This is a genomic window from Pseudonocardia abyssalis, assembly GCF_019263705.2.
GTDB lineage: Bacteria > Actinomycetota > Actinomycetes > Mycobacteriales > Pseudonocardiaceae > Pseudonocardia > Pseudonocardia abyssalis.
The window spans coordinates 575,983-601,968 of sequence record NZ_JADQDK010000001.1; the positions used below are offsets into that span (position 1 = coordinate 575,983).

Here is a 25,986-nt window from a genome sequence, read left to right on the forward strand (position 1 = left end):
CCCCCCAGCGCGTCGTCCCGGTGCGCATCCTGCCCTGCTGCCTCCCGGATGGCTGCCCCGGAGCGTCCGCGGAGGATCCCGTGGTGGGACCCTCCGCCGCAACGCTCGGGTCGTCGTACCGGACGCGGTCCCGCGCTCAGCCTTCCCAGGTCGAGATCAGCACCGCGAACGGCGCGTCGCACTCGTAGTCGATCTCGACCTGGTAGGCGCCCTCCTGGATCTCCCAGGCGTGGTCCTCGCCCGCGTCGAGCTTGCCGGGTTCGTACTCGGCGTGGCTCGTCCCGTGACAGGCCAGCCGCAGGACGGTGACCGGCTCGGCGTGCACGGCGATCCGCACCCAGGCCGCGCTGTCGCGGGGAAGCAGTGCGGAGGCGCCGACCGGGTCCAGGGGAAGCGCGATCGATCCCCGGCCGTTGGGTCCCGGACCGGGTTGGATGATCCACGGGATGAATGCCATGTCGCTTCTCCTTCGCAGACGGCGGACGGTCGTGGGTGATCGCCCGATTGCGTGTCCCACCGTCGTGCGCGCCCGCTGTGCGGACGCTGAACCCCTCCCGGGGGCGTCGCCGCCGCGCCGCTCAGCGCCTCCACAGCGACCGTCCGGAGGATCGGGTCGTGTCGATGCGCGAATCGAGGGGGAGCAATGGCCTGGTGGGTTGTGGCACTGCTGGTGTGGCCGGTCGCCGCGGTCGCCGTCGCGCTGATCCTGGGGCGGATCCTGCGGCCGTTCGAGCCCGGCCCCGGCGGGCCGTCGCCGCGGCGGCGGTCTCCCGGCTGCGGCGGTCGAGGCAATTCTGAGTCGGCGTTCTCAGCGTCCGCACAGCGTCGGGTCGAGAAGGTGATCCGGTCGGTCCGAGTCGGGCCGGCCACCCACCCAGGAAGGACGTCATCTCGATGACAGCGCGAACGACAACGAGGGCCCGAATCGTCCGGACGGCCGTGGTGACGGCGGCGGGAGCGGCCCTGCTCGGCGGGGGCACCGCCGTGGCGCTCGCCCAGACCGGTGAGCCCACGCCGCCCGCCACGTCGTCCGAGGGCTCCGAGGAGAACGGCGGCAAGGACGACGAAGGACCATCGGTCGCGGGCAGCATCACCGTGCCCGAGCAGGCGGGCGAGCAGGACGAGGCCGCCGAGCAGCAGGCGCTCGCCGGGCTGGCGACGGTGACCCCGGAGGAGGCGGTGCGGGCGGCCACCACCGCCGAGCCCGGCACCGCAGGCCCGGCCGAGTTGGGCGACGAGAACGGCTCACTCATCTACGAGGTCACCGTGACCCGGGCCGACGGGTCCGTCGTGGAAGTCAAGATCGACGCGGGCAACGCCGCGGTGCTGGCGACCGAGCCGGAGGACGGCGGCGCCGAGTCCGACGAGGCCGCCGAGAGCGGGGAGCAGCAGCCGGAGACCGACAGCGCAGGTGCGGTGGCACCGCCCCGCTGAGCTTCGAGCGACTGTTCCCGTCGCAGGCCCGCCGACGCCGCAACCCCTCCGTGGCGTCGGCGGGCCCTGGCCTACGTGTGCCCGGATGCCAGTATGCACCGCGTCGGTAGGAGGCACCCGTGGTGAACGTGCTCAAGCGCTGGGTCGTCGGACCGCCGGTCAGTTCTGGACGGCTCGGCGAGTCCCGGTTGTCCAAGCGCATCGCGCTGCCGGTGTTCTGCAGCGACCCGATCTCGTCGGTGGCCTACGCCACCGAGCAGATCGTGCTGGTGCTGGCCGCGGGCGGGCTGGCCTACCTGTCGCTGTCCGCGCCGGTCGCCGCCGCGGTGGCGGTGCTGCTCGGCCCGACACCCTGGAGGCGGTCAGCGCTGCCGCCGAGCCCGCGGAAGGCGAACGGTTGCGCGCGGAGTGGCAGCGCCGCGACCTGCGGACCCCGCTGCGTCTGCTCGACGCTCCCTATCGGGACGTCGGCGACCGGTTGCTACACCACATCGCCGGACTGGGCGGCGGATCCGAGCGGGCGGTCATCACGGTCTTTGTCCCCGAGTACGTCGTGGCGCGGTGGTGGCAGAACGTGCTGCACAACCAGACCGCCCTACGGCTCAAGGCGCGCTTGCTGCAGCAGCCCGGCGTGGTCGTGGTGAACGTCCCGTTCCACCTCGGCCGCCGCGAGCGGGGCTGGCTGGCGGGCGACCCCGAGGTCGCGGCCCCGGGCCCACCCGCATGACCCGACCCATCCGGTGGGCCGCCGCCGCGATGGTCGTGGCGGTCGGGCTGGCCGCAGTGATCGTCGGCGCCCGGTCGGTCGACCAGGCGGACCGGTTCGGCGGCCAGCAGCTGGCGTGGGGTAGCTGTGCCGCGTTCACCGCCGCGGCCGTCGACGTCCGCCCGCCGGCCGGCCCCGACGCGCAGTGCGCCTACCTGCGGGTCCCGCTCGACCACGCCGCCCCGGACGGTCCCGAGGCGCGGATCGGGGTTCTCCGGGTGCCCGCCTCCGACCCCGGGTCCCGGATCGGGTCACTGGTGCTCAACCCGGGTGGGCCGGGCCTGCCCGGGATCGCGGCCGCGGCGGACCTCGCCGTCGCGGCCCCGGCCTCCGAGCTCGCGCGCCGCTTCGACATCGTCGGTTTCGACCCGAGGGGCATCGGGTCGAGCCGACCGGCGGTGCGCTGCCAGCCCGACCGGGTGCGCGACGCGGAGCGGGCCGCCGACCGGGCCGCCGATACCTCCCCGGCGGGCGTCGCCCGGTTCGAGGCGCAGCAACGCGCCGACAACGCCGCCTGTGTGGCCTCGACCGGCACCGACGTACTGGCCCACATCGGCAGCCGCGACGTGGCCCGCGACCTCGACATCCTCCGCTCGGCACTGGGCGACGAGAAGCTGACCTACCTCGGCGACTCCTACGGCACCCGGCTCGGCACCGCCTACGCCGAGCAGTTCCCCGACCGGGTCCGGGCGATGATCCTCGACGGAGCGATCGACCCCGGCCAGAGCGCCGCTGACCGGGCCGTCGCCCAAGCCGCCCAGATCCAGGCCGGATTCGACGCCTACGCCGCCGACTGCGCGCCACGGCCCGGTTGCCCCGTGGGCAGGGACCCGGTCCTGGCGGTGCCGGTGTTCCAGGCCCTGCTCCGGCCCTTGCTGGACCACCCGCTTCCGACCGCCGATAGCCGCGCGCTGACCTTCGGTGACGCGGCCACCGGCGTCGGGGACGCCGTCGTGGACCCGGCCCGCTGGCCGGACCTCACCGACGGTCTGCGCGAGATCGCGTCCGGGACGGGGGATCTGCTGATGCAGCAGGCGGACGTCGTCGCCGGCCGTGCCCCGGACGGCACCTACGATCCCGACGTCGATGCCGGGCAGGCGGTCCTGTGCGTCGACGACCCGCCGACGACCGACCCGGCGGCGGCGCGGGCGCTCGACGCCCGGATCCGGGCCGCGGCGCCGATCCTCGACAACGGCCGCGGCCCGTCGCCGGCGCGCGACCGGTGCGGGCTGTGGCCGGTGCCGCCGACCGGAGGACCGCACCGCCCGGTCGTCCCCGGCCTGCCCAGGGTGCTGGTCGTCTCGACCGTCGGCGACCCGATCACGCCCTACCCGGCCGGCGTGGCCCTGGCGGGGGCGCTGGACGCCCGACTCCTCACCTACGAGGGCGCCCAGCACACCGTGTCCCTGCAGGGCGTCGACTGCGTGGACCGGATCGGCACCGCCTACCTGATCTCGCTCGGGCTGCCCGCGGACGGAATCGCCTGCCCGGCCTGAACCCGTGGCAGGCTGGCCTCCGTGCAGGTACTGCTGGTGGAGGACGAGACCGCGCTCGCCGAGACGATCCGGGAGGGGCTGGCCGAGGAGGGGCACAGCGTGCGGGTGGCCCACGACGGCCCGTCCGGTCTGGCCGCCGCGCTCGGAGCCGACCACGACGTGATCATCCTGGACATCATGCTGCCCGGGCTGTCGGGTTACCGCGTGCTGCAGGCGCTGCGCGCGCGCCGGGTGTGGACCCCGGTGCTGATGCTGACGGCCAAGGACGGCGAGTACGACGAGGCCGACGCGTTCGATCTCGGCGCCGACGACTACCTGACCAAGCCGTTCTCGTTCGTCGTGCTGCTGGCCCGGCTCCGGGCGTTGCTGCGCCGTGGCGCGGCACCGCGGCCCGCGGTGCTGGTGGTGGGGGAGCTGACGTTGGACCCGTCCGAACACCGGGTGGAACGGGCGGGGGAGCGGGTTGTGCTGACCCCGCGGGAGTTCGGGGTGCTGGAGTTCCTGATGCGCAACGTGGGCCGTGCGGTCACCAAGACCGAGGTCCTGCGCGCGGTGTGGGACCCGCACTACGAGGGTGACGTCAATGTCGTCGAGGTATATGTCGGCTACCTGCGCCGCAAGCTCGACATCCCGTTCGGTGCCGACAGCATCGAGACCCTGCGCGGGGTCGGTTACCGGATGCGCACCGGCGACGATGTCACGTCCGGTGGGAAGAGCCCGTCCTGAGCCGACGGCCGGTGCCCGAGCGACACCGGCTCGGGCACCGAGGGCCGAATCCGGTCCTCGACGAAGATCCCGTGCCAGAGCAGGAACACCAGCACCGCCCAGAGACGGCGGCTGTGGTCGAGCGGGCCCGCCCGGTGGGTGTCGAGCATCCGGGTCACGGCGGTCAGGTCGATCAGGTGTCCGGCCCCCGAGTCGCCTACGACGCCCATCGCCCACTCGTACATCTCCGCGCGCAGCCAGTGCCGGATCGGCACCGGGAACCCGAGCTTGCGGCGATGCAGCACGTGTCGCGGAACGATCCCCTGGAGCGCGCGGCGCAGCGCGTACTTGGTGGTACCACCGGCGAGCTTCTCCGAGGTCGGCAGGCCGCAGGCGACCGCGAACACCTCCGGGTCGAGGAACGGCACCCGCAGCTCCAGGGAGTTCGCCATCGTCATCTTGTCGGCCTTGACAAGGATGTCGCCGCGCAGCCAGGTGAACAGGTCGACGTGCTGCATCCGGGCGACCGGATCCCAGCCGGCCGAGGCGCGGTAGTGCGGGCCAGTGACGTCGGTGTGCTGGCTGGCCGGATCGTGGTGGCGCAGGATCTCGGCGAGCTGGTCGGGCCGGAACACCCGTGCGTTGCCGTAGTAGCGCTGTTCCAGCGGTAGCGCGCCGCGGCGCAGCAGGTCCTTGCCGCGCATCCCGCCGGGCAGCCGCGCCGAGGCCCGCCCGAGCGCCGCTCGCACCGCGCCGGGCAGCCGTTCGAACGGCGCCAGCGACCGGGGTTCACCGTAGATCGTGTAGCCGCCGAACAGCTCGTCGGCCCCCTCACCGGACAGCACGACCTTCACGTGCCGGCTCGCCTCGCGGGAGACGAACCACAGTGGCACCAGCGCCGGGTCGGCCACCGGGTCGTCGAGGTACCACACGATCAGCGGCAGCGCCTCCATCATGTCCTGCGGTGTCACCGTCGTGACGACGTGGCGCACCCCGAGCGCGGCCGCGGTCTCCGCGGCCACGTCCACCTCGGAGTAGCCCGCCCGCTCGAACCCCGCGGTGAAGGTGATCAGATCCGGGTTGTGCGCGCGGGCCATCGCCACGATCGCCGTCGAGTCGATCCCGCCGGAAAGGAACGCCCCCACCGGGACGTCCGCGCGCAGGTGCGCGGCCACCGAGTCGCGCAGCACGTCGGCGAGCCGCCGGTGCACGGCCTGGCCCGAGCCGGTGCGGTCGTGGAACGCCGGACGGAAGTAGCGCTCCGGAACCGGTTCGCCACCCGGGCGCACGGTGAACCGGGTTCCCGACTCGATCCGGTGGATCGCGCGGTGCAGGGTCGCGGGCTCGGGCACGTACTGCAGGACGAGGTAGTGCTGCAGGGCCGTGGTGTCGAGCCCGGCCGCGTCGAGACCGAGCTCCGGAGCGAGCGCCAGCAGGCTCTTCTTCTCGCTGGCGAACGCGACGCCCGCCGGGCCCGCGGCCCAGAAGAGCGGCTTGATCCCGAACGGGTCCCGGGCCCCGAACAGCACCCGGTCCCGGCTGTCCCAAACGAGGAACGCGAACATGCCCCGCAACCGGTCCACCACCGCCGCACCCCAGTGGTGGTATGCCGCGACGATCACCTCGGTGTCACCGGCCGTCGCGAACACCACCCCCTGCTCGACCAGCTCGGCGCGCAGCAGCGCGTAGTTGTAGATCTCGCCGTTGAACACGATCGAGTAGCGCTCCGGATCGTCGGGTGGGCCCCAGTGCAGCGGCTGGTGCGAGCCCTCCAGGTCGATGATCGAGAGCCGGCGGAAGGCCAGCACCACGTCGGGGTCGTGCCAGGTCCCGCCGTCGTCGGGCCCGCGGTGCGCGGCGCACTCCAGGGCGGAGGACGCCGCATCGGCCCGGTCCGGGGCGTCCCGGTCGGAGGTCAGCAGGCTCAGCAGCCCGCACATTGCGAACTCACTCCGACCAGGTCGGCCGCAGCGACGACCGCCGACGTGGAAGACGGGCTTGCCGGTGGCTGTCGCGGCGACGGCTGGGGCGTGCGTTCGTGGACCTGGCTCACGTTGCCTCCGTCGGGTTCGGCGTCCGCCCACCGTCTCTCCAGGTGGCTGTGCGGATGCTGAGCGCCGACCTCTGGCGCGGACCGTCGGCACCGCCGACACGAGAACGGGTTGCGTGATCCTGTATCTGATCGGGGCGCGTCGGCGAGCTGCCCGCCGAACGCAGCGCCCCCCTCGCGATCTACTGCGTGATCGGGGTGCGCATCATCGCGGCCCGGACCGCCGGCTGATCCGCCGTCGGCGCGACGACAACCTCACGTCGGTATCACGAACGGGAAGCGGTGGGCGGCAACGCCTCCGACGGCACGACGACGCCGTCAACGGGCTGGCGCGGCAGCCGGACCCGCATCAGAGCGCCACCGCCGTCCGCGGCTCGGGCCTCCACGGACCCGCCGTGCGCGGCAAGCACCTCCGCGACGATCGCCAAACCCAGCCCGACGCCGCCCGCGTCCCGGGCCCGGCCCTCGTCGAGCCGGACGAAACGGTCGAACACCCGGGTACGGTCGGTCGGTGGGATGCCAGGCCCGTCGTCGGCGACCTCCAGCACCGCCTCGGTGCCGTCGGAGCGCAGCCGGATCGTCACCTGGCTGCTCGCGTGCCGGGCGGCGTTGTCGACCAGGTTGCGCAGCACCCGCGCGAGCTGGGCCCGGTCTCCGGTCACCCGCACCGGAACCGTCGCGGCGCGAACGGTCAGGGCGCCCGTCGCGCGCAGCCGGGCGGCCTCGTCGTCGGCCAGCTCGTCGAGGTCGACGTCGTCGCGGCGGGGGGCGAGGCCACGCTCGTCGGCGCGGGCCAGCAGCAGCAGATCCTCGATGAGCCGCGCCATCCGGTGCGCCTCGGGCACCATCGCCGCGACATCGCCCGCGGTCGGGCCGCGACGCCCGGCCAGCTCGAGCCGGGCGGTGATCGTGGCCAGTGGGCTGCGCAGCTCGTGGCTCGCGTCGCCCACGAAGCGTCGCTGCGCCACCTGGGCCGCATCGAGCCGGGCCAGCATGTCGTTCATCGTCCGGGCGAGGCGGCCGACCTCGTCGCGAGCGACCGGTTCCGGGACCCGCCGAGCGAGGTCCTGACCGGTGATCGCCGCCACCCGGGACCGGATGGCCTCGACCGGGCGCAGGGCCAGCCCGGCGAACAGGTACGTGGCCGCGCCCGCGACGAGCGCGAGCAGGGGCACCCCGACCACCGCGAGCTGGGTGACGGTCTCGGTGCTCCGCTCGGCCGCGGCCAGCGAGCCGGCCGCGAGGACCGCCAGGGACCCGGCGGCCGGTTCCCGGACGACCAGCAGCGGGTCGTCGCCGACGGACGCCGTCACCGTCGAGTCCGGATCGGCCGCGGTGGCACCGCCGTCCACCGGCTCGGTGGTGGAGAGCTGCGGGCTCGCGGCGAGCACGGTCCCGTCGGCGTCGAGCACCTGGAGCAGGACGAAACCGGTCGCGATCTCGGTGACCGTCTCCTCCGGGCTCTCCCCGTCGTCGAGTCGCGCGACCGCGTTGAGGGCCTGAGCCCGGGCCTGGTCCTCGACCGAGGACCGGACGGACCGTTCCTGCAGCAGCACCAGCGCGATCCCGGCGAGCACCAGCGCGACCGCCACGACCGCGGCCGCCGCGGCGGCGGCGGCCACGCGGACGCCCCAGCGTTCCCGCAGCCAGACCGGCACCCACATCCGCACCGGTGCGACGCTACCCGGATCGGTTCCTGCGCCGGGATCGTCGCACTCAGCGAGCGCACAGCGCACGGTGGCCAACCTCGGTGGCACGCGGGCTCACCAGGAGCCCCCGGGACGAGGAGACGGTCCCCATGAGCACCTCCACCCTGACCGCCGGGCCCATCCGGCCGGGCAACGCGGCCGGTCCCACGCCGCGGATCGAGCTGGACCTGCCGGTCGCGCTGAACGCTATCCACACCGCCGGGCTGCAGGTCGTCCCGGATGCCCGCGGGGGGACCCTGGTCGACGCCGGACACCCGGCGGTGGTGCCGCTGCGTCCCTACCTGCCCGGCACCGGCACCTGGGCGTGGCTGACCGACCCGGCGGCCACCGGTGCGGTGCGCCGGAGCATGCGCCCGGCGGGCACCGTCGTGGCCGACGCCCGTCGGGGCCCGGGCGGTGGCGCGGACCTCGTCGTGATGACCGTCGAGCAGCTGGGGACCGCCCCCGATACGCACCGGCCGCACGCGATGCTGATCGACCTCAAGACACTGTCTCCGGATCAGCCGATCCCGCCGTGGATGCTCAGCCGCCCGACCGACGTCGAGGGGTTCCATCTCGACCTCACCGGGCTGGCACCGGTCCGGTTGCCCGAGCGGGTCGACGCGGTCGGCGAAGCGCTGCGGTCCTGGCAGCTCGCGGGCCGCACCGAGCGGGCCGTGCTGGTGCTGCGGGGCGCGCGGACCGTGCTGGCCCGGCACGTGGTCGGCGGGGTGCTGCGGCTGTGCCGGGCCGAGGGGTTCGCGGCGCCGGTGCAGCGAGTCGACGTCACCCTCGCGGTGCTCGACGTCGCCACCCGCACCGTCGTGCGCGTCCTGGGTGTGCACACCCGGCGGGGCGCCACGGTCGTCGAGGTCGACGCCGTGCCCCGGACCCTCGGCGCGCCGCTGCTGCTGCTCGGTGCGCAAACCGAGCCCGCCCCGCCCGCCGACGTGATGTTGCTGCACCGCGGCAGGCTGGTGTCGGCCCGGATCAGCGGGGGCCTGGTCCGCACCGGCATGGAGCTGGCCGCCCGGGGCTGGACCCCGGGCGGGCGGCCGCTGGTCGTGCGCGGCTATCCCGCGCACCGCACCGGCTGACCCCTCGATCCCGACCCCGACTGGAGCACCGATGGAGACCACACCACCCGCCACCGACACCGTCGACGGACCCCCGACGGCGGACGTGCGCGCCTCGCACGCCGACCGGGAGCGCGTCGCCGCCGTACTGCACGCCGCAGCCGGGCACGGGCAGCTCACCCTCGACGAGGTCGACGAGCGACTGGCCGCCGCGTACGCCGCGCGCTACCGCGGGGAGCTCGAGATACTGACCGCCGACCTGCCCGCCGGTCCGGCAGCCGACCGGGACCCGCCCGGCTGGCCCGCGGTCCGGTCGGCCGCTGTGATGCAACTGCACCGCTCGCTCGCCGTGGCCGCCGATCGGCACCGCAGTGTCCGCGCCGTGCTCGCCCACCCCTGGATCGCCGCGGTCATCGCCGTGGTCGTGCTGCTGGCGATGGTCCTGCTGGCCGCGCGCCTGGGGTTCGACCTTGACTGATCGGTCCGTGTGGTCGGATGACCGGATGCACAGCAGAGATCGCGCGTGAACCCGGTCCAGGCGGTGGTGCTGGGCGTCGTCGAAGGCATCACCGAGTTCCTCCCGGTGTCCAGCACCGGCCACCTGACCATCGCCGAGCAGTTGCTCGGCCTGCCCGTGGACGATCCCGGGATCACGGCGTTCACCGCGATCGTGCAGGTGGGCGCGATCGCCGCGGTGCTCGTCTACTTCCGGCGCGACATCGGCTCGCTGGCCGCGTCCTGGTTCCGCGGCCTGGTCGATCCCGTGGCGCGCGGGGGACCGGAGTACCGGCAGGCCTGGTACGTCATCGCAGGATCGGTCCCGATCGCCCTGGTCGGGCTGCTGACCAAGGATCTCGTGGCCGGGCCGCTGCGCAGCCTGTGGGTGGTCGCGGTCGCGCTGATCGCCTGGAGCGGGGTCATCTACCTAGCCGAGCGGGTCGCCACCCAGGCCCGTGGCGAGGGCTCGCTGCGGATGCCGGACGCACTTGTGGTCGGGATCGTGCAGTGCGTGGCGCTGGTCCCCGGGGTGTCGCGCTCGGGCGCCACGATCAGCGCCGGGCTGTGGCGCGGGCTGGACCGAGTGACCGCGACCCGGTTGTCGTTCTTCCTGTCCATCCCCGCACTCGTCGCCGCGGGCGCCTACGAGGCGCTCAGCGAGGGGGCGGCGGTCTCGGCGTCGGTGGGGTGGGTGTCCACCGGGCTCGCGACGCTCGTCGCCTTCGCCGTGGCCTACGCGTCGATCGCGTGGCTGCTGCGGCTGGTCGCCCGGCACTCGATCACGGTGTTCGTCGGCTACCGCGTCGCGCTGGGGGTCGTGCTGCTGATCGGCCTGTCCACCGGCGTGCTGACCGCCACCTGAGGGGCGGGTCGGTTCGATGAGACCCGTCGGGCCCCGCCCGTTGCTGGGGGCGTGGCGGTTCGTGCTGGTGTTCGGCACGGTGAGCCTGCTCGCCGACGTCGTCTACGAGGGCGCCCGGTCGATCAACCGGACCGCTGCTGGCCTCGTTCGGCGCCTCGGCGGTGGTGGTCGGGGTGGTCACCGGAGCGGGCGAGGCCGCGGCGCTGGTGCTACGGCTGGTGTCGGGTCCGCTGGCCGACCGGACCCGGCGGTTCTGGGCGTGGACGATCGCCGGTTACGCGATGACCGTCGTCACGGTACCGTTGCTGGGGTTGGCTGGCACGCTGTGGGTGGCCTGCGGGTTGGTGATCGCCGAACGGGTCGGCAAGGCGGTCCGCAGCCCGGCCAAGGACACCCTGCTCTCGTACGCCACCGCGGTGACCGGGCGCGGCCGCGGGTTCGCCGTGCACGAGGCCCTCGACCAGATCGGGGCGGTGCTCGGGCCGCTGACCGTTGCCGCGGTGCTGGTGGTGTCCGGTGGTGACTACACCCCGGCGCTGCTGTTCCTGGCCGTGCCCGGGGTCGCGGCGCTCGCTCTGCTGGCGTGGCTGTGCGCCCGGGTCCCCGACCCGGGCGTCTACGAACCGGTGACCCGGGTCCCGGCGTCGCCGGTGCCGGCGCCCCGCGAGGCCCGCCGGTTGCCCCGCGAGTTCTGGGTCTACGCCGGGTTCACCGCGGCCACCACGCTGGGTTTCACCACGTTCGGAGTGCTGTCGTTCCACCTGGTCGAGCGCGGCCTGCTCCCGGCCGCCGGGGTGCCGGTGCTCTACGCCGCCGCGATGGCCGTCGACGCCGTCGCCGCCCTGGGTACCGGGTGGCTGTTCGACCGGTTCGGGCCGGTCGCGGTCGCGGTACTGCCGCTGCTCGCCGCTGCCGTGCCCGCGCTGGCGTTCACCGACTCCCTGCCGGCAGCGGTGCTCGGGATCCTGACCTGGGGTGCCGCGATCGGGGTGCAGGAGTCGACGCTGCGCGCCACCGTCGCCGAGCTCGTCGCCCCGTCGCGGCGGGCCACCGCCTACGGCGTCTACGCGGCGGTGATAGGCGCCGCGACCCTGGCCGGCGGGGCCCTTACCGGGCTGCTTTACGAGTACTCGATTCCGCTCCTGGTCGGCGTCGTGATCGCCGTACAGGTCGCGGCGCTGGCGGTGCTGGCCGCCGTCCGCCTGCGCGGCGCACCGGGCTAACGCCAGAGCCGGTTCCCCGACGAGCCCGGCCTCGCCGCGTGAGTGGGTCGGCTCGGCGTTGTGCATCCCGCCGGGCTCAGGCCGCGCCGGCGCCGAAAGTGATAGGCACGTCGCGGGTCCCGGCGGGGCCGGTCACCGCGAGCGTGGACGCCGTGCCTGGGGCCCGGGAGTTGATGGTGGCGGCGAGCGCGTCGGCGGTGCCCACCGGCCGGTCGTCGATCGCGGTGACGACGTCCCCGACCTGGAGACCGGCCTGGTCGGCAGCGCCGCCCGCTTGGACCCGGGTGAGCTCCGCCCCGGTGGGGGTGGCGTCGCGCAGGGCCACCCCGAGCACGGCCCGGGTGGCCTGACCGGTCCGGGCGAGCTGATCGGCGATGCGGGCGGCCTGGTCGATCGGGATCGCGAAGCCCAGACCGATCGAGCCGGACCGCCCGGATCCGGACCCGCCGACCGTGGCGATCGCGGAGTTGATGCCCACGACCCGGCCCGCCATGTCGACGAGCGGGCCGCCGGAGTTGCCCGGGTTGATCGCGGCGTCGGTCTGGATGGCCTCCAGCGATGCGGCCTGGTTGCCGGCGGCGACGGGCCGGTCGAGCGCGCTGACGATCCCGGTGGTGACGGTGCCGGCCAGCCCGAGCGGGGAGCCCACGGCCACCACCTGCTGGCCGACCTGGAGTCCGGAGGAGCTGCCGATCTCGATCGGGGTCAGGCCGGAGACGCCCTGGGCGCGGACCACGGCCAGGTCGGCGCTCGGGTCGGTCCCGACGACCTGTACCGGCGCCCGGGAGCCGTCGGAGAAGATCGCGGTCAGCCCGCTGCCGGCCCCGGTGACGACGTGATTGTTGGTCAGCAGCAGCCCGTCGGCCGACAGCACGATCCCCGATCCCTCACCGCGGGCACCGGTCAGCTGCACGACGCTGGGCAGGACCCTGCCGGCCACCTGGGCGACGGTCCCGTCACCCGCGGGCGACGCCATGCCTAGTGCGCTCGCCGTCGCCGGGGAGCCCACCTCGTAACCGACGAACCCGCCCACCCCACCACCGAGGGCCGCGGCGGCGATCGCCACTGCGACGAGTCCCGCCATCCCGCGCCGCGCCGGCCGGACCGGTTCGGGGTGGGCGGCGGGCGGACCCGGCGGCATCGGGGGCGGGGGTCCAGGGGTTGCCCACCACGGGGGTGGGCCGGAGGGGTCGGCGCGATGGCGCGGGACGGTCGTAGCCGCAGGTGTGGTCATGGTTTCCACCGTTCGCGGCTGCGCTGTGCGGACGCTGAGCGCCGGCGCGGTGGCGTTCAGCCGGTTAACCGTCCGCTGGCCGTCGGCGTACCGACCGCTGTCCCCGCCGCTCCTAGCGTCGCGCAGGTCAGTGACTACCCACCTGGAGGACACCGTGAAGACGCTTCGGCGCACCACCGCGGCGGCGCTCGGCGCCGCCGCCCTCGTCGTCGGGATCTCCGCCTGCGGCGGCCCGCCGACACCCCCGGCTGCCGGGGCCGCCGCGGGCGGGGGTGGCACCGCGTCGTCGTCGACGGTCGACCCGAACGCGCCCGAGGTCAACGCGGCCGGTGACATCCCGGACAACCAGGTGTTCGTTCCCTACACCGCACCGGACGGCACCTACCAGGTGTCGGTACCCGAGGGGTGGGCGCGCAGCGTCGACGGTGCAGCGGTCGTGTTCACCGACAAGTTCAACTCGGTCCGGATCGAGACCACGCCCCGCGCGAGCGCACCCGATGTCGCGTCGGCCACCGCCGACGAGGTGCCCACAGTGGCGGCGGCGACTCCCGGTTACCAGCCGGGCCAGGTGAGCGCGGTGACCCGCAAGGGCGGACCGGCCGTGCTCGTCACCTACACCGCCACCTCGCCCCCCGACCAGGTCACCGGCAAGTCCGTGACCAGCGCCGTGGAGCGCTACGAGTTCTGGCGCTCGGGGCAGGAGTTGGTCGTCACGCTGTCCGGGCCGCAGGGCGCGGACAACGTCGACCCCTGGAAGATCGTGAGCGACTCGGTGGCCTGGCTGTGATGACCGCGCCGGAACTCGACCCGGCCGACGCCGCGTCCACTTGTCCCGCGCCGGACGGCATCGCGCCGGCGCTGGCCGCCCAGTCGCTGTACCGGTTCTTCCGCGTCGGCGAGGAGGAGACGCTCGCGCTGCAGGGCGTGAGCCTCACCGTTGCGCCCGGCGAGGTCGTGGCGGTCGTCGGGCCGTCGGGATCGGGGAAGTCGACGCTGCTGGCCTGCCTGGCTGGGCTCGACGAACCCGACGGCGGCACGGTGTCGGTCGGCGGGCAGCGCATCAGCCACCGTCCCGAGCAGGAGCGGGCGCAGCTGCGGGCCCGCACGGTCGGGGTGCTGTTCCAGAGCGACAACCTGATCGAGCACCTCACGCTCGCGGCCAACGTCACGCTGGTCCAGCAGTTGGCCGGTCGGGCCCCTCGACGTGCACCCGCCGAGCTGCTGGCGGCCGTCGGACTCGCCGGCCGGGCACAGGCCCGCCCGGGGACGCTGTCCGGCGGGGAAGCGGCCCGGGCCGGGCTGGCGGTCGCGCTGGCCAACGACCCGGCCGTCCTGCTGGCCGACGAACCCACCGGCGAGCTGGACACCGCCACCGAGGCGGTCGTGCTCGACCTCATGGCCGACGCCGCTCGGCGCGGCACCGCGGTGATCGTGGCCAGCCACAGCCCGGCCGTGGCCGCCGCCGCGCACCGGGTCATCACCCTCGCCGACGGACGGATCTCCTGATGCCCGTACTCGACACCCGCGGGCCGCGGCCTACCGCCGAGTTGCTGGTGGAGTGCGTCGCCGCTGCCCGTGTGCACGGCCGCGGCCCGGCTGCGGTGCACGCGGTGCATGGCGCGCACTGCGCGGTGCGCCGCGGTGACCGGATCGCGTTGACCGGGCCGTCCGGCTCAGGCAAGTCGACGCTGCTGCACCTGATGTCGGGCCTGGACCGGCCGACCGGAGGGATCGTTGCCTGGCCGACCTGGACCGGATCACCGCTGGGCCGCCCGGGCCTGGTCGGGGTGGTCTTCCAGGGGCAGAGCCTGCTCCCCGACCTGGACGTGCTGGAGAACGTGGCGCTGCCGCTGTTGCTCGGCGGGGCCCCCGACGCCGCCGCGTGCCTGCAGGCCGGATCTGCGCTGGCCACGCTGGGGATCGGTGAGCTGGCGTCCAAGCTGCCCGGCGAGATCTCCGGCGGGCAGGCCCAGCGCGTCGCGGTCGCGCGCGTCCTGGCCTCCGGTCCGGCCTTGATCCTCGCCGACGAACCGACCGGCCGGCTCGACCGGGCGGCCGCCGATCGGGTCGTCGACGTGCTCGTCGAGGCGGCCGACGCGCTCGACGCGGGGCTCGTCATCGGCACCCACGACGAGGCGGTCGCGGACCGGATGGCGGTGCGCTGGCAGATGGTCGACGGGCACGTGTGCACCGGCCGCCCGGCCGCGGTCCCCGACCGTGGCCCGTCCGAACAGGCCCCGTCCCAACAGGCCCCGTCCGAACAGGTCCGGTCCGACCGCGGGAGCCGGTCGTGATCGGGCTGTGGTGGCGGGGCCTGGTCACCCGCCGCGCCACCCGCCTGGTCGCCTGCGCCGCCGGGATCGCCGTGGCCGTCGCGCTGCTGGCGTCGCTCGGCGCGTTCCTCACCGGCGCGCAGGCCTCGATGACCGACCGCGCCGCGCGCACGGTGTCGGTAGACTGGCAGGTCGAGGTCGCGCCGGGCGCCGACCCGGCCGCCGTGCTCGACGCGGTGCGCGCCGACCCGGGCACCGCCGAAGCGCTGCCGGTCGGGTACGGGCGCGCGGACGGGCTGACCGCCACCACCGGCACCACCACCCAGACCACGGGCGGCGCGGTCGTGCTCGGGCTGCCCGACCTCTACCGGACCGCGTTCCCCGGTGAGCTGCGCACCCTGGCGGGCGCCGACCGCGGGGTGCTGATCGCGCAGCAGACCGCAGCCAACCTGGGTGTCGCCCCGGGAGACATGGTCACGGTGAACCTGCTCGGCGGCCCGGCCACGACCGTCCGGATCGACGGGGTGGTCGAGCTTCCAGCGGCCGACTCGCTGTTCCAGAAGGTCGGCGCCCCGCCGGGCAGCCAGCCCACCGCGCCGCCGGACAACGCGCTGCTGCTGCCGCAGAACCAGTGGCAGGACCTGTTCGCCCCGCTGGCCGGGTCACGACCGGATCTGGTGAGCACCCAGGTCCACGCCCTGCGCAGCCACGCCCTGCCCGCCGATCCGGCGAGCGCCTACGTATCCGAGACCGGGGCGGCGCGCAACCTGGAAGCCGGCGCCGCCGGGTCCGCGCTGGTCGGCGACAACCTCGGTGCCGCGCTCGGCGCCGCCCGCAGCGACGCCGCCTACGCCCAGGTGCTGTTCCTGTTCCTCGGCGTGCCCGGCGCCGTGCTGGCCGGACTGCTCACAGCGGCGGTCACCGGGGCGGGTGCCCCGCGCCGCCGCCGCGAGCAGGCCCTGCTGCGCACCCGCGGCGCGTCGGCCCGCCAGGTACTGGCGCTGGCCGTGGTCGAGGCGGCCACGGTCGGCGTCGCAGGCGCGGTCGCCGGGCTCGGGATCGCCGCACTGGTCGGGCAGCTCGCGTTCGGCTCCGCCGCGTTCGGGGCCACCCCGGCCGCCGCGGCGCTCTGGGTCGGCGCGGCGGCCGCGTTCGGGCTCGCTGTCGCCGCCGCCACCGTCGCGTTCCCGGCCTGGCGCGACCAGCGTGGCGCGACCGTCGCCGCCGGGCGCAGCACCGCCGAGCGTCCCCGGGCGCCCTGGTGGGCCCGATACGGCCTCGACGTCGTGCTGCTCACCGCCTCCGGGCTGGTCTTCTGGGCCACCAGCGGCACCAATTACGCGCTGGTGCTCGCCCCCGAGGGGGTGCCGACGATCTCGGTGTCCTACTGGGCCTTCGCTGGGCCCGCGCTGCTGTGGGTCGGCCTCGGGCTGCTCGGCTGGCGGGTGGCCGACCTGGTGCTGGGCCGCGGGCGGCGCCTCGTCGGCACCGCGCTGCGCCCGCTGGCCGGCGGGCTCTCGCAGACCGTCGCCTCCACCCTGGCCCGGCAACGCCGCCCGCTCGGGCGCTCGATCGTGCTCCTCGCGCTCGCGCTGTCGTTCGCGGCGTCGACGGCCACGTTCAACGCCACCTACCGCCAGCAGGCCGAGGTCGACGCCCTGCTCACCAACGGCGCCGACGTCACCGTCACCGAGTCACCGGGCGTGACCGTCGGCCCCGACGCCGGCCGGTCCCTCGCGGCGCTGCCCGGGGTCCGCGGTGTCGAACCGGTCCAGCACCGCTTCGGCTACGTCGGCGCCGACCTGCAGGACGTCTACGGCGTGAACCCGGCCACGATCACCGGGGCCACCGCGCTGCAGGACGCCTACTTCCAGGGCGGCACCGCCCGGCAGCTGATGGATACCCTGGCCGCGCGCCCGGACTCGATCCTGGTCAGCGCGGAGACGGTGAAGGACTTCCAGCTCCAGCCCGGTGACCTGCTCAACCTGCGGATCAAGGACGGCCGCACCGGGCAGCTCACCCAGGTTCCGTTCCACTACGTCGGGGTCGTCACCGAGTTCCCCACCGCGCCCAAGGACAGCTTCTTCGTCGCCAACGCCGCGTACCTCGCCCAGGCCACCGGAACCGACGCCGTCGGCGCGTTCCTCGTCGACACCGGTGGCGTGGACACCGCGGGCGTGGCCGACGCGATCCGGGCCCAGCTCGGCCCCTCGGCCACGGTGACCGACATCGGCAACGCCCGGAGTCGAATCGGGTCCAGCCTCACCTCGGTGGACCTGGCCGGCCTCACCACGGTGGAGCTCGGGTTCGCCGTCGTGCTGGCCACCGCGTCCGGCGGGCTGGTGCTCGCCCTCGGGCTGGCCGAGCGCCGCCGCTCGTTCGCCATCTCCCGGGCGCTCGGCGCGAACCCGGCCCAGCTGCGCGGGTTCGTCTCCGGTGAGGCCGCCGTGCTCGCCGTCGGGGGACTGGCGATCGGGGCGGTCGGCGGGTGGCTGCTCTCGGAGATGCTCGTGACGGTCCTGACCGGGGTGTTCGACCCGCCGCCGTCGACGCTGGCCGTCCCGTGGGCCTACCTCGCCGGCATCGTCGTCCTGACCGTCGCCGCGCTGGCGGCCGCGGCCGCCGCGGCCGCGCGGCTGGCCGCCCGCCCGGCCCTCGACATGGTGCGCCGCCTGTGACGTGACCCCGCGGCTGAAGAACCCATCGGAAAAGGAGATCACCAAGTGGACATCACCACGTACGTCCAGGGACTGACCGGTCCCGCCGTCTACGCCGCGATCGGCGGGTTCGCGTTCGCGGAATCGGCCGCGTTCCTCGGCCTGCTCGTTCCCGGCGAGACCGCGATGCTGCTGGGCGGAGCCCTCGCCGGCCTGGGCCAGGTGAGCCTCCCGGTCATGATCCTCGCGGCGATCACCGGTGCGGTGCTCGGCGACCTGGCGGGCTACGGCGTGGGGTGGCGCTTCGGTCCGGCCCTGCGCCACAGCAGGATGGGACGCCGGGTCGGCGACCCGGCATGGACCCGGGCCGAGGACCTCGTCCGACGACGGGGACCGCTGGCGGTCTTCCTCGGGCGGTGGGTCGGAATGCTGCGCGCACTGGTGCCCGCGGCCGCGGGGGTGACACGGATGCCGCTCGGGCGGTTCCTGACCTGGAACGTCCTCGGCGGCGCGAGCTGGGCGACGACCGTCCTGGTCCTGGGCTACCTCGCGGGCAGCTCCTGGAGCACCGCGCAGGGCTGGCTGGGGACCTGGGCGGTCGTGACGGGCACGTTCACCACGCTCACCGTGGTTGCCGTCGTGCTGCGGGTCCGGCGGCGCCGGACGCGCGGTCCGGACCCGCTCGACGTCACCGGTCAGCCGAGGCTCGTCACGTCGGGTGTCGTCTCGTGAACACCCGGGTGCAGCTGGTCGGGAGCGGCGGGTCGGCCGTCACCGATCTGGCGGGTTCGCTGGCCGCGACGTTGCACGACAGGGGTTTCCAGGTCGAGCTCTGCGCCGGCTACCCGCAGGCACGCCGATGGCTCGACGAGACGTGCGAGGGCCCGGCCGCGGTGGTCGTGGCACTGGACCGGCCGGACCGCAGCAGCCTGGCCCTGTGCCGCGAGCTGCGCCGGGTGGCTCCGTGGCTGGTGATCATCGCGATCAGTTCCGCGGTAGAGAGCCGCGATGTCGTGGCGGCGCTGGAGGCCGGGGCCGACGACTGCGTGCCGCGCCCGTTCCACCCTCTGGAGGTGGCGGCCCGGCTGCGCGCACACCTGCGTCGCCGGACCGTGGACGGCGGGGCGCCGTGTCGCCGACCGGTCCCGGCTGACCGGCTCGACCCGGCGGGCGGACCCGGTCGACCCCGGACGACCGACCACCGGTAGGAGTAGCCCATGACCGTCGTCGATGCCCACACCCGCACCGAGCATCCCGTGGTGACCCGGATGCGCGATCACCGCACCGCGGACCGCCAGCTCCGGGTTGCGGACATGATCACGAGGTTCGCCGGGTCGATGACGTTCGTGTACCTGCACGTCGTCCTGTTCGCGGTGTGGATGGTGTTCCTGGAACCGAGCCCCTGGCCGACCCTCACGCTCGTCGTCTCGCTCGAGGCGATCTTCCTGTCGACGTTCGTCATGATCGGACAGAACCGGGTCGCGGCGTTCCAGCAGGCCAAGGCCGACCATGACTTCGTCGAGCAGGAGACCGAGCTGAGGACCAACACCGAGCTGACCCGGGAGATCCACGCCCTCACGACCGAGCTGCTGCGCCGCGCCTAGCCTGGCCGCGACCGCGCAGTGGATCGGGAAGGATGTTCACGATGCAGGACGGTGGGACAGACCCCGGTGATGCCGGGGTGACGCACGCGGGCGAGTCCCACGCGGGGGGTCTGGGTGCCCGGTTGAACTGGTTGCGCGCGGGGGTGCTGGGCGCCAACGACGGCATCGTGTCGGTGGCCGGGCTCGTCGTCGGCGTCGCCGGGGCGACCTCGGCGACCGGGCCGATCTTCACCGCGGGTATCGCCGGGCTGACCGCGGGAGCCGTGTCGATGGCCTTGGGCGAGTACGTGTCGGTGAGCAGCCAGCGCGACGCCGAACTGGGTCAGCTCGCCCAGGAACGCCGGGAACTGCGGGAGAGCCCGGACGAGGAGCTGGCCGAGCTGGCCGCGCTGTACGAGGCGAAGGGACTGAGCCGGGCAACGGCGCGTATCGTCGCCGCCGAACTGACCGCGCACGATCCGCTCGCCGCCCACCTCGACGCCGAGTTGGGGCTCGACCCCGAGGAGCTGACCAGTCCACTGCAGGCCGCAGGAGCCTCGGCGCTGTCGTTCGTGGTCGGGGCGGTGCTGCCGCTGGTCGCGATCCTGCTCCCGCCCGCGGCCTGGCGGGTCCCGGTCACCGTCGCGGTGGTGCTGCTCGCGCTCGGGTTGGCCGGCTGGGTCGGGGCCCGGATCGGTGGCGCTCGCCCCCACCGTGCCGTGCTGCGCGTCGTCGTGGGTGGCGGTGCCGGGCTGGCGCTCACCTACGGCATCGGCTATCTGTTCGGTGCCGCCGTCGCCTGAGTCAGCCGGTGCAACGCGGCTAGCGTGAGATCGCGCCGGGCTCCAGTGCGGTGGGGTGATGGGCGAGCTGGGCGTGGTGATCACGGCCGGTGATGTCACGGGGGCTGACGTGCACGGTCGCGCCCACCAGCTTCGGCACGTCGTGGAGCAGGGCGTGTTTGGCTGCGGTGGCGATGTCATGGGCTGCCACGATTCCCAGGGCGGGGTCGACGGTGATGCCGGTCTCGGCGCGTACCCGGTGTCCGATCCAGCGAAGCCGCAGTTCCTCCACCGTGATCACTCCGTGGACGGCGCGCAGGCTGGCCTCGGCGGTGTCGACGAGCGCGGGGTCGACGGCGTCCATCAACCGTCGGTAGATGTCACGGGCGGCATTGCGGAGCACGAACAGGATCGCCACGGTGATGAGCAACCCGACGATCGGGTCGGCCAGCGGGAACCCGGCCCACACGCCCAGTGCGCCGGCGACCACCGCGAGGGAGGTGAACCCGTCGGTGCGGGCGTGCAGCCCGTCGGCGACCAACGCCGCGGAACCGATCTTGCGACCGACCCGGATCCGGTAGAGTGCGACTAGTTCGTTGCCGGCGAACCCGATCAACCCGGCGGCGATCAGGATCCCGATATTGGTGATCGGTTGCGGGTCCAGCAGCCGCCGGATCGACTCGTACCCGGCCACCACGGCCGACAGCGCGATCATGAACACGATGAACACCCCGGCGAGGTCCTCGGCGCGGCCGTACCCGTAGGTGTAGCGCCGCGTCGCGGTCCGGCGGCCGAGCACGAACGCGATCCACAGCGGTACTGCGGTCAGGGCGTCGGAGAAGTTGTGGATCGTGTCGGCCAGCAGCGCCACCGACCCGGTCAGTACCACCACCACTGCTTGGGCGAGGGCGGTGACCAGCAGCGCGATCAGGCTGATCTTCAGTGCGCGGATGCCCTCTGCGCTGGCCTCCAGCGCCGAGTCCACCGAGTCCGCGGCGTCGTGGCTGTGCGGGGTGAAGATCGACCCGAGCCGGCCCCGGAAGCCACCGGCGTGGCCGTGCCCGTGCCCGTGCTCGCCGGGCTCGCTGTGACCGTGACCGTTCCCGTCGTGCCGGGCGTGCTCGTGTTCGGGGGCCTGCTCGCCCGGGTCGCCCGCCGCGGCACCGCGGCCGGGGTCTGCTGCTCGTGTGTCGCTCACAGTTGCCAGGATGGCCTGCTCGGGACCATTATGCAAATATGCGCGCACACAACGACATGGCTGGTGCGAGTCCTGGGCGACAGCCGGAAGCAAGTGATCTGCTCGGGTTGGCTGCCGAGGTACTGGGGCATCTGGCGGATCCCACCCGGCTGCACCTGCTGCGCCTGCTCGCCGGCGGCGAGCAGGACGTGAGCACGCTCACCACCCAGGTCGACGCGTCGCGGTCCTCGGTGTCGCAACACCTCGCGCGGCTGCGCCTGGCCGGCCTGGTTCACGCCCGCCGCGACGGGCGCCGGATGCTCTATCGCATCGCCAGCGACCACCTGCATGATCTGGTCGACGAGGCCTACCAGTTCGCCGGGCACCTCGTGCACAACATCCCGCATCACCACCGAACCGGTCTGTGACCACCGATCGTGCAACCCGAGAACGTCGGACCACCGATTTGGGGCCGCCAGATCGAGCTCTGCCGCCCTGCAACGTCGTGGTCCACGCCGACGCCGACCGTCCGCGGGTGGCGCCTCGTCGCCGACGTCGGGCGTTCGGTCAGCTGCTTGCCCACGGCTAACCGAAGCGTTGCCATCACCCCGCTAGCGTCGGCCTGGAGAGGCACAGGAGGAGGCCACGACCGTGAAAGCCGGCCGACCCGCGAGAAGTAGGTGACGCGTCCTGCCACCCAGAGGCCCGTTGACCTCGATCGTGCCGCCGGCACATGGACTGGTTCGGCGGCTACTGCCGGAGATCGGAGCGATCGGGATGATCAAGGAGTTGGCGTATGCGCTGCTTCGGCGCGTCACCCCGGTGGGGTCGCAGCGGTGGTACCTGATGCAGAGCCTGGTGGCCGTCCTGCCGCGGACGCGAGGTGGGCCGTGTCTGCAGTCGCGCTTCTACGAGGCGACGCTGCCCGCCTGCGGGAGCGGCCTGCAGCTGTTCGGATCGGTATACCTGCATCGTCCCGAGAAGATCCGGATCGGGTCCCGGGTCATTCTTGCGCAGGGCGTGCACATCACCGGGCACGACTGGGTGACGGTCGGCGACGACGTCGCGATCGGGCCCTACACCGTCATGAACAGCGGTGACCACCGCCATGCGGACCCGCGCCGCCTCATCGGCTCCCAAGGCCACGTCGTCGCGCCGATCGCCATCGCGGACAACGTCTGGATCGCCGCGCACTGCGTGATCCTGCGCGGGGTCCGCATCGGGTCGGGCGTGGTCGTCGCCGCGATGTCCGTGGTCCGCGAGGACGTGCCGGACAACGTGGTCGTGGCGGGCGTACCTGCCGAGGTGAAGCGGAGCCGAGTTCCCGCGGCCGGCTCGGCGTCCTGATCGCCGTGCGGCAGGGCGCCGGACGGGGATCACGGGCCCGAGGGCGACCGCGTCACCGGCCCTGCCGGACACGGGAAGGAAGGCGACCCCCGGTCCCGGATGCCACCCGGGTACGTCACGGCCCGTGGTCAGCGGGTGATCGTGGTGGCGTCGACTAATCGTCCCTGCTGGTCCACCGCGCGCAGTTCCAGCCGGTCGGAGTAGACGAGCAGGTCGACGAAGTGGCGGGTCGAGGCGCTCACCGCCGTGAAGGGCTGGGAACCGGTGGGGCGCAGCTTCGCCGCGGCACCGGAGACGACGTACGTGACGCCGTCCTGCGGCAGCGAGCGCTGGTAGTCGTGGTCGTGCCCGGCCAGTACCAGCGGGACCCGGTAGCGGGCGAACAACGGTGCCCACCGGTCGCGCACGTCCAGCACGTCGGCGTCGGCCCCGTGGTAGCCCGCGGAGAAGGCGGGGTGGTGCATCGCGACGACCGTCCAGTCCGTCGGCGAGACCGGGGTGGCGAGGACCTGCTCGAGCCACGCGGTCTGGGCCGGGTCCTCGATACGGGTCGAGTCAAGGACGACCAACCGCAGCGGGCCGATCCGCTGCTCGTACCAGGATGTCGGGCGGCCGAGTGCGGCGAGGATCTGCTGCTGGGCGCCCTGTTTGATGTCGTGGTTGCCCAGCAACGGCACGAGCTGCGTCCCCGCGTCGAGGACGCCTGCGAACGGGCCGGTCACGGCCGGGCCGATCAGCGCCGGGTCCCCGGTCTCGTAGATCAGGTCACCGAGCAGTAGCAGGGCATCGTACTCGCGGGCGGCCTCCTGACCGTCGATCACCATGGCGGTCCGCTGCTCGGCCGCGTCGGCGGTACCGGTGTCCCCGGCGACCGCCACCCTGATCGATGGTGCACCCGGGAGCGCCGACGGGGCGGCTCCCGCCACCGGTGACGCGAGCGGCGAGCCGTGCGGGGCGGCGGCCCCGATCCGGGTGGCCACTGCCACTGCGAGCGTGACCAACACGAGGGCCACCACGATCACTCCGGCGCAGGTTCTCATGTGCCACCGGCCCCTGCTCCCTGCACTCGGCCGCATTGGCGCCAATCTGGGGGAGAAGCGCTGTGAGGACGCTGAGTACCCGCTCACGCTCGTCGCTGGATCGGCGACGCGGGGGAGGTCGGCAGGAGCAGTTCGAAGGTGGTGGGGTCGGGTTCCTGCAGCCGCAGACGGGCCCCTTCGGCATCAGCCAGTGTCCGGGCCAGCGCCAGCCCGATCCCGGTGCCGCCCGCGCCGGGCTGTCGGCGGTGGAACATCTGATCTGCCGAGCGTGCGACGGAGCCGGTGTCGGCGACGGTGACGACGACCCCCTGCGCCACGCGTCGCGCGGCGAGCGCGACGCTGCCGGCGCCGTGGTGCAGGGCGTTGTCGAGCAGGACGTCGAGGACGTGAGCGAGCGCGGTGGCGGAGGCATGCACGTCGACGCCGGCGCCGTCGTCGACGTGCAGGCGGCGCCCGGCCCGGTGGAAGGCGCTCGCCCAACGCTGCTCGGCGTCGGTCAGCAGCCGGTCGACCGGGATCGGTGCGCGCGCGGAGTGGTCGTCGCGGGCGAGGGTGAGCAGCTGCGTGACCGTTGCGGTCATCCGGTCGAGTGCCTCGAGCGTCTCGTGCAGGACGGCGGTGCGATCGGCACGGGGGACCATCAGCTCGGTCTCGACCACGACCTTGGCGGCGGCGAGCGGGGTCTTGAGCTGGTGTGAGGCGTCAGCGGAGAAGGCCCGTTCGCGTTCGACGAGGCGCCCGATCCGCTCGGCGGCCGAGTCGACGGCAGCGGCGACCTGGTCGAGCTCGGGCAGGCCGCTACGCGGTGCGGTGACAGTGAAGTCACCGTCGCCGAGGCGGCCCGCCGCGCTGCGCAACCGGTCGAGCGGAAGCAACAGTCGCCGGAACAGCCACGATCCGGCCACGGCGGCGATTGCGATGGCGGCCAGGGCGAGACCGAGGATCCCGGCGATCGCGTCGCGGGTCCGGGCGAAGCTCTCGGCCAGCGGTTCGGTGACCCGGACGGCGCCGGTGACCTCGCCACCGCCCGGGCCCAGCGCAACGGCACCGATGATCTCGTCGCCGATCACACCGGCCGCGGCGGTCTGGGTGAGCGCGGCGGCGACCACCGGATCGGCGGTGGCCGGGCCGTCCCCGGCCACCCGTCGGCCGGCACGGTCGTAGACGGCATAGAAGTGCTCGGACTCCCCGTCCCCGAGCTGGGGCATCTCGATGACGCCGAACGCCGGATCGGGGATCCGGTGGGCCGCGACGGCGGCCATCCGCTGGAGCTCGAGGAGGTCCTCGGCGCGACTCTGGTCGCGGACCAGGAGCGAGAACGGCACGAACAGAACCGCGATCCCGAGGGCGCAGACCGCGACGGCGGTGAGCAGGATCCGCCGCCTCATATCCGGATCATGGGGGTCTCCAGCCGGTAGCCGACGCCGCGCAGGGCGGTGATCCGGCTGGGCATGCCCGGCTCCTCACCCAGGCGTCGGCGCAGGCTGGCCACGTGCACGTCGAGGGTCTTCGTCGAGCCGTTCCAGTGCTCGTCCCAGACGTCGGACATGAGTTGCTCGCGCGTGACGACCTCCCCGGCCGAGCGGACCAACCGTGCCAGCAGGTCGAACTCCCTGGCGCGCAGCTCGACCTCACCGCCCGCGGTCCAGGCCCGCCGGGCGGCGACGTCGACCCGCAGGTCCCCGACCCCGATGACCCGGCCCTGTTCGTCGTGTTCCCGGGCGGCGCGCAGGTGTGCGTGGACCCGCGCGAGCAGCTCGGCGAGCCGGAACGGCTTGGTGACGTAGTCCACCGCCCCGGCGTGCAGGCCGGTGACGACGTCCGCCTCCTCGGCCCGGGCGGTCAACATGACGATCGGCAACCCTGGCCTGCTGGTGAGCATCGCCCGGGCCAGGTCGATCCCGTCGGTGTCGGGCAGGCCGAGATCGAGCAGCACGAGGTCGACGGCACCGTCGCGGACCCGGGGCAGCGCGGTGGCGCCGTCGCCCACGCGCTCGGCGATGTAGCCACTGGCCTCGAGCGCCCGCTGCAGGCTGGGACCGATCAGGTCGTCGTCCTCCACGATCAACACCCGGGGGCTCACCAGAGCTACCCT

The 25,986-nt window shown here is 73.9% G+C and carries 26 protein-coding genes; 18 read left to right on the top strand and 8 right to left on the bottom strand.

All coding sequences use genetic code 11. The features are described from left to right. Nucleotides 1-136: 136 nt before the first annotated feature. Entirely contained in the window at nt 137-457 is a 321-nt protein-coding gene (locus I4I81_RS02770) for a hypothetical protein (RefSeq protein ID WP_218602047.1), read from the bottom strand. Nucleotides 458-942: 485 nt separating this feature from the next. On the opposite strand from I4I81_RS02770, the gene I4I81_RS02775 reads away from it, so the two are divergent. The 4 genes from I4I81_RS02775 to I4I81_RS02790 all read left to right on the top strand — a co-directional run bounded on the left by I4I81_RS02775 (nt 943) and on the right by I4I81_RS02790 (nt 4,422). Further along, entirely contained in the window at nt 943-1,434 is a 492-nt protein-coding gene (locus tag I4I81_RS02775; RefSeq protein WP_218602048.1) for a PepSY domain-containing protein, read from the top strand. An 85-nt stretch (nt 1,435-1,519) separates the two neighbouring features. After that, a complete protein-coding gene (locus tag I4I81_RS31790) occupies nt 1,520-2,161 on the top strand; it encodes a hypothetical protein (RefSeq protein WP_504739642.1) in 642 nt (213 codons plus the stop codon). After that, nucleotides 2,158-3,696 carry an alpha/beta hydrolase gene (locus I4I81_RS02785; protein WP_218602050.1) on the top strand — a complete coding sequence of 513 codons (1,539 nt, stop codon included), beginning with the start codon at nt 2,158-2,160 and terminating at the stop codon, nt 3,694-3,696. The genes I4I81_RS31790 and I4I81_RS02785 overlap by 4 nt, the downstream gene beginning before the upstream one ends. A gap of 21 nt (nt 3,697-3,717) precedes the next feature. Next, nucleotides 3,718-4,422: a response regulator transcription factor gene (locus I4I81_RS02790; RefSeq protein WP_218602051.1), complete on the top strand. Its 705-nt coding sequence runs from the start codon at nt 3,718-3,720 to the stop codon at nt 4,420-4,422. Here I4I81_RS02790 and asnB read toward each other — a convergent pair. After that, nucleotides 4,368-6,341 (bottom strand): asparagine synthase (glutamine-hydrolyzing), encoded by a 1,974-nt coding sequence (gene asnB, locus I4I81_RS02795; protein ID WP_218602052.1) that lies wholly within the window; start codon nt 6,339-6,341, stop codon nt 4,368-4,370. The two genes, I4I81_RS02790 and asnB, sit on opposite strands and share 55 nt — an antisense overlap. Nucleotides 6,342-6,717: 376 nt before the next feature. Then, nucleotides 6,718-8,115: a sensor histidine kinase gene (locus I4I81_RS02800; RefSeq protein ID WP_225924892.1), complete on the bottom strand. Its 1,398-nt coding sequence runs from the start codon at nt 8,113-8,115 to the stop codon at nt 6,718-6,720. Nucleotides 8,116-8,249: 134 nt separating this feature from the next. Here I4I81_RS02800 and I4I81_RS02805 point away from each other — a divergent pair, with 134 nt between their 5' ends. The 4 genes from I4I81_RS02805 to I4I81_RS02820 all read left to right on the top strand — a co-directional run bounded on the left by I4I81_RS02805 (nt 8,250) and on the right by I4I81_RS02820 (nt 11,798). After that, nucleotides 8,250-9,236 carry a hypothetical protein gene (locus I4I81_RS02805; protein WP_218602054.1) on the top strand — a complete coding sequence of 329 codons (987 nt, stop codon included), beginning with the start codon at nt 8,250-8,252 and terminating at the stop codon, nt 9,234-9,236. 31 nt (nt 9,237-9,267) lie between these two features. After that, nucleotides 9,268-9,693 carry a DUF1707 SHOCT-like domain-containing protein gene (locus I4I81_RS02810; RefSeq protein ID WP_218602055.1) on the top strand — a complete coding sequence of 142 codons (426 nt, stop codon included), beginning with the start codon at nt 9,268-9,270 and terminating at the stop codon, nt 9,691-9,693. A 45-nt stretch (nt 9,694-9,738) separates the two neighbouring features. Beyond that, complete coding sequence (locus tag I4I81_RS02815) at nt 9,739-10,575, top strand: undecaprenyl-diphosphate phosphatase (protein WP_218615782.1); 837 nt, start codon at nt 9,739-9,741, stop codon at nt 10,573-10,575. A 137-nt stretch (nt 10,576-10,712) separates the two neighbouring features. Then, a complete protein-coding gene (locus I4I81_RS02820; RefSeq protein ID WP_225924894.1) occupies nt 10,713-11,798 on the top strand; it encodes an MFS transporter in 1,086 nt (361 codons plus the stop codon). Between the two features lie 76 nt (nt 11,799-11,874). On the opposite strand, the gene I4I81_RS02825 is transcribed toward I4I81_RS02820, so the two are convergent. Then, nucleotides 11,875-12,939 (bottom strand): S1C family serine protease, encoded by a 1,065-nt coding sequence (locus I4I81_RS02825; RefSeq protein WP_275967502.1) that lies wholly within the window; start codon nt 12,937-12,939, stop codon nt 11,875-11,877. A gap of 247 nt (nt 12,940-13,186) precedes the next feature. Between I4I81_RS02825 and I4I81_RS02830 the strand changes: the two genes are divergently transcribed. Genes I4I81_RS02830 through I4I81_RS02865 form a run of 8 tightly spaced genes read left to right on the top strand, consistent with a single transcriptional unit; the run spans nt 13,187 to nt 20,348 of the window. Then, the gene (locus I4I81_RS02830; RefSeq protein ID WP_218603476.1) at nt 13,187-13,819 is read left to right on the top strand and encodes a hypothetical protein; all 633 of its coding nucleotides are present in this window, start codon (nt 13,187-13,189) and stop codon (nt 13,817-13,819) included. Continuing rightward, entirely contained in the window at nt 13,819-14,538 is a 720-nt protein-coding gene (locus tag I4I81_RS02835; protein WP_218603477.1) for an ABC transporter ATP-binding protein, read from the top strand. Before I4I81_RS02830 ends, I4I81_RS02835 begins: the two co-directional genes overlap by 1 nt. After that, nucleotides 14,538-15,326, top strand: coding sequence for an ABC transporter ATP-binding protein (locus tag I4I81_RS02840; RefSeq protein ID WP_218603478.1), 789 nt, complete (start codon nt 14,538-14,540; stop codon nt 15,324-15,326). The genes I4I81_RS02835 and I4I81_RS02840 overlap by 1 nt, the downstream gene beginning before the upstream one ends. Further along, nucleotides 15,323-17,983, top strand: coding sequence for an ABC transporter permease (locus I4I81_RS02845; RefSeq protein WP_218603479.1), 2,661 nt, complete (start codon nt 15,323-15,325; stop codon nt 17,981-17,983). The genes I4I81_RS02840 and I4I81_RS02845 overlap by 4 nt, the downstream gene beginning before the upstream one ends. Before the next feature lie 45 nt (nt 17,984-18,028). Beyond that, entirely contained in the window at nt 18,029-18,694 is a 666-nt protein-coding gene (locus I4I81_RS02850) for a DedA family protein (protein WP_218603480.1), read from the top strand. After that, complete coding sequence (locus I4I81_RS02855; protein ID WP_218603481.1) at nt 18,691-19,170, top strand: response regulator transcription factor; 480 nt, start codon at nt 18,691-18,693, stop codon at nt 19,168-19,170. The genes I4I81_RS02850 and I4I81_RS02855 overlap by 4 nt, the downstream gene beginning before the upstream one ends. Nucleotides 19,171-19,179: 9 nt before the next feature. After that, the gene (locus tag I4I81_RS02860) at nt 19,180-19,566 is read left to right on the top strand and encodes a DUF1003 domain-containing protein (protein WP_218603482.1); all 387 of its coding nucleotides are present in this window, start codon (nt 19,180-19,182) and stop codon (nt 19,564-19,566) included. A 41-nt stretch (nt 19,567-19,607) separates the two neighbouring features. After that, nucleotides 19,608-20,348 (top strand): VIT1/CCC1 transporter family protein, encoded by a 741-nt coding sequence (locus tag I4I81_RS02865; RefSeq protein ID WP_218603483.1) that lies wholly within the window; start codon nt 19,608-19,610, stop codon nt 20,346-20,348. Nucleotides 20,349-20,367: 19 nt separating this feature from the next. On the opposite strand, the gene I4I81_RS02870 is transcribed toward I4I81_RS02865, so the two are convergent. After that, nucleotides 20,368-21,348 (bottom strand): cation diffusion facilitator family transporter, encoded by a 981-nt coding sequence (locus I4I81_RS02870; protein ID WP_226363954.1) that lies wholly within the window; start codon nt 21,346-21,348, stop codon nt 20,368-20,370. A gap of 215 nt (nt 21,349-21,563) precedes the next feature. On the opposite strand from I4I81_RS02870, the gene I4I81_RS02875 reads away from it, so the two are divergent. Further along, nucleotides 21,564-21,932 carry an ArsR/SmtB family transcription factor gene (locus I4I81_RS02875; RefSeq protein ID WP_218603485.1) on the top strand — a complete coding sequence of 123 codons (369 nt, stop codon included), beginning with the start codon at nt 21,564-21,566 and terminating at the stop codon, nt 21,930-21,932. Between the two features lie 349 nt (nt 21,933-22,281). Further along, the gene (locus I4I81_RS02880) at nt 22,282-22,851 is read left to right on the top strand and encodes an acyltransferase (RefSeq protein WP_218603486.1); all 570 of its coding nucleotides are present in this window, start codon (nt 22,282-22,284) and stop codon (nt 22,849-22,851) included. 128 nt (nt 22,852-22,979) lie between these two features. Here the strand turns inward: I4I81_RS02880 and I4I81_RS02885 are convergent, their stop codons facing one another. The 3 genes from I4I81_RS02885 to I4I81_RS02895 form a co-directional block, all read right to left on the bottom strand. Next, the gene (locus I4I81_RS02885; protein ID WP_218603487.1) at nt 22,980-23,891 is read right to left on the bottom strand and encodes a metallophosphoesterase family protein; all 912 of its coding nucleotides are present in this window, start codon (nt 23,889-23,891) and stop codon (nt 22,980-22,982) included. Nucleotides 23,892-23,974: 83 nt separating this feature from the next. Beyond that, nucleotides 23,975-25,279: a sensor histidine kinase gene (locus I4I81_RS02890; protein ID WP_218603488.1), complete on the bottom strand. Its 1,305-nt coding sequence runs from the start codon at nt 25,277-25,279 to the stop codon at nt 23,975-23,977. Beyond that, a complete protein-coding gene (locus tag I4I81_RS02895) occupies nt 25,276-25,974 on the bottom strand; it encodes a response regulator (protein WP_218603489.1) in 699 nt (232 codons plus the stop codon). Before I4I81_RS02895 ends, I4I81_RS02890 begins: the two co-directional genes overlap by 4 nt. Nucleotides 25,975-25,986 lie beyond the last annotated feature (12 nt).

Excerpts from the sequence above, each read along its gene's own strand:
- I4I81_RS02770 (WP_218602047.1), bottom strand. The coding sequence starts at position 457 with ATGGCATTCATCCCGTGGATCATCCAACCCGGTCCGGGACCCAACGGC.
- I4I81_RS31790 (WP_504739642.1), top strand. The coding sequence starts at position 1,520 with ATGCCAGTATGCACCGCGTCGGTAGGAGGCACCCGTGGTGAACGTGCT.
- I4I81_RS02785 (WP_218602050.1), top strand. The coding sequence starts at position 2,158 with ATGACCCGACCCATCCGGTGGGCCGCCGCCGCGATGGTCGTGGCGGTC.
- asnB (WP_218602052.1), bottom strand. The coding sequence starts at position 6,341 with ATGTGCGGGCTGCTGAGCCTGCTGACCTCCGACCGGGACGCCCCGGAC.
- I4I81_RS02800 (WP_225924892.1), bottom strand. The coding sequence starts at position 8,115 with ATGTGGGTGCCGGTCTGGCTGCGGGAACGCTGGGGCGTCCGCGTGGCC.
- I4I81_RS02805 (WP_218602054.1), top strand. The coding sequence starts at position 8,250 with ATGAGCACCTCCACCCTGACCGCCGGGCCCATCCGGCCGGGCAACGCG.
- I4I81_RS02810 (WP_218602055.1), top strand. The coding sequence starts at position 9,268 with ATGGAGACCACACCACCCGCCACCGACACCGTCGACGGACCCCCGACG.
- I4I81_RS02825 (WP_275967502.1), bottom strand. The coding sequence starts at position 12,939 with ATGCCGCCGGGTCCGCCCGCCGCCCACCCCGAACCGGTCCGGCCGGCG.
- I4I81_RS02835 (WP_218603477.1), top strand. The coding sequence starts at position 13,819 with ATGACCGCGCCGGAACTCGACCCGGCCGACGCCGCGTCCACTTGTCCC.
- I4I81_RS02840 (WP_218603478.1), top strand. The coding sequence starts at position 14,538 with ATGCCCGTACTCGACACCCGCGGGCCGCGGCCTACCGCCGAGTTGCTG.
- I4I81_RS02860 (WP_218603482.1), top strand. The coding sequence starts at position 19,180 with ATGACCGTCGTCGATGCCCACACCCGCACCGAGCATCCCGTGGTGACC.
- I4I81_RS02865 (WP_218603483.1), top strand. The coding sequence starts at position 19,608 with ATGCAGGACGGTGGGACAGACCCCGGTGATGCCGGGGTGACGCACGCG.
- I4I81_RS02875 (WP_218603485.1), top strand. The coding sequence starts at position 21,564 with ATGCGCGCACACAACGACATGGCTGGTGCGAGTCCTGGGCGACAGCCG.
- I4I81_RS02880 (WP_218603486.1), top strand. The coding sequence starts at position 22,282 with ATGATCAAGGAGTTGGCGTATGCGCTGCTTCGGCGCGTCACCCCGGTG.
- I4I81_RS02885 (WP_218603487.1), bottom strand. The coding sequence starts at position 23,891 with ATGAGAACCTGCGCCGGAGTGATCGTGGTGGCCCTCGTGTTGGTCACG.
- I4I81_RS02890 (WP_218603488.1), bottom strand. The coding sequence starts at position 25,279 with ATGAGGCGGCGGATCCTGCTCACCGCCGTCGCGGTCTGCGCCCTCGGG.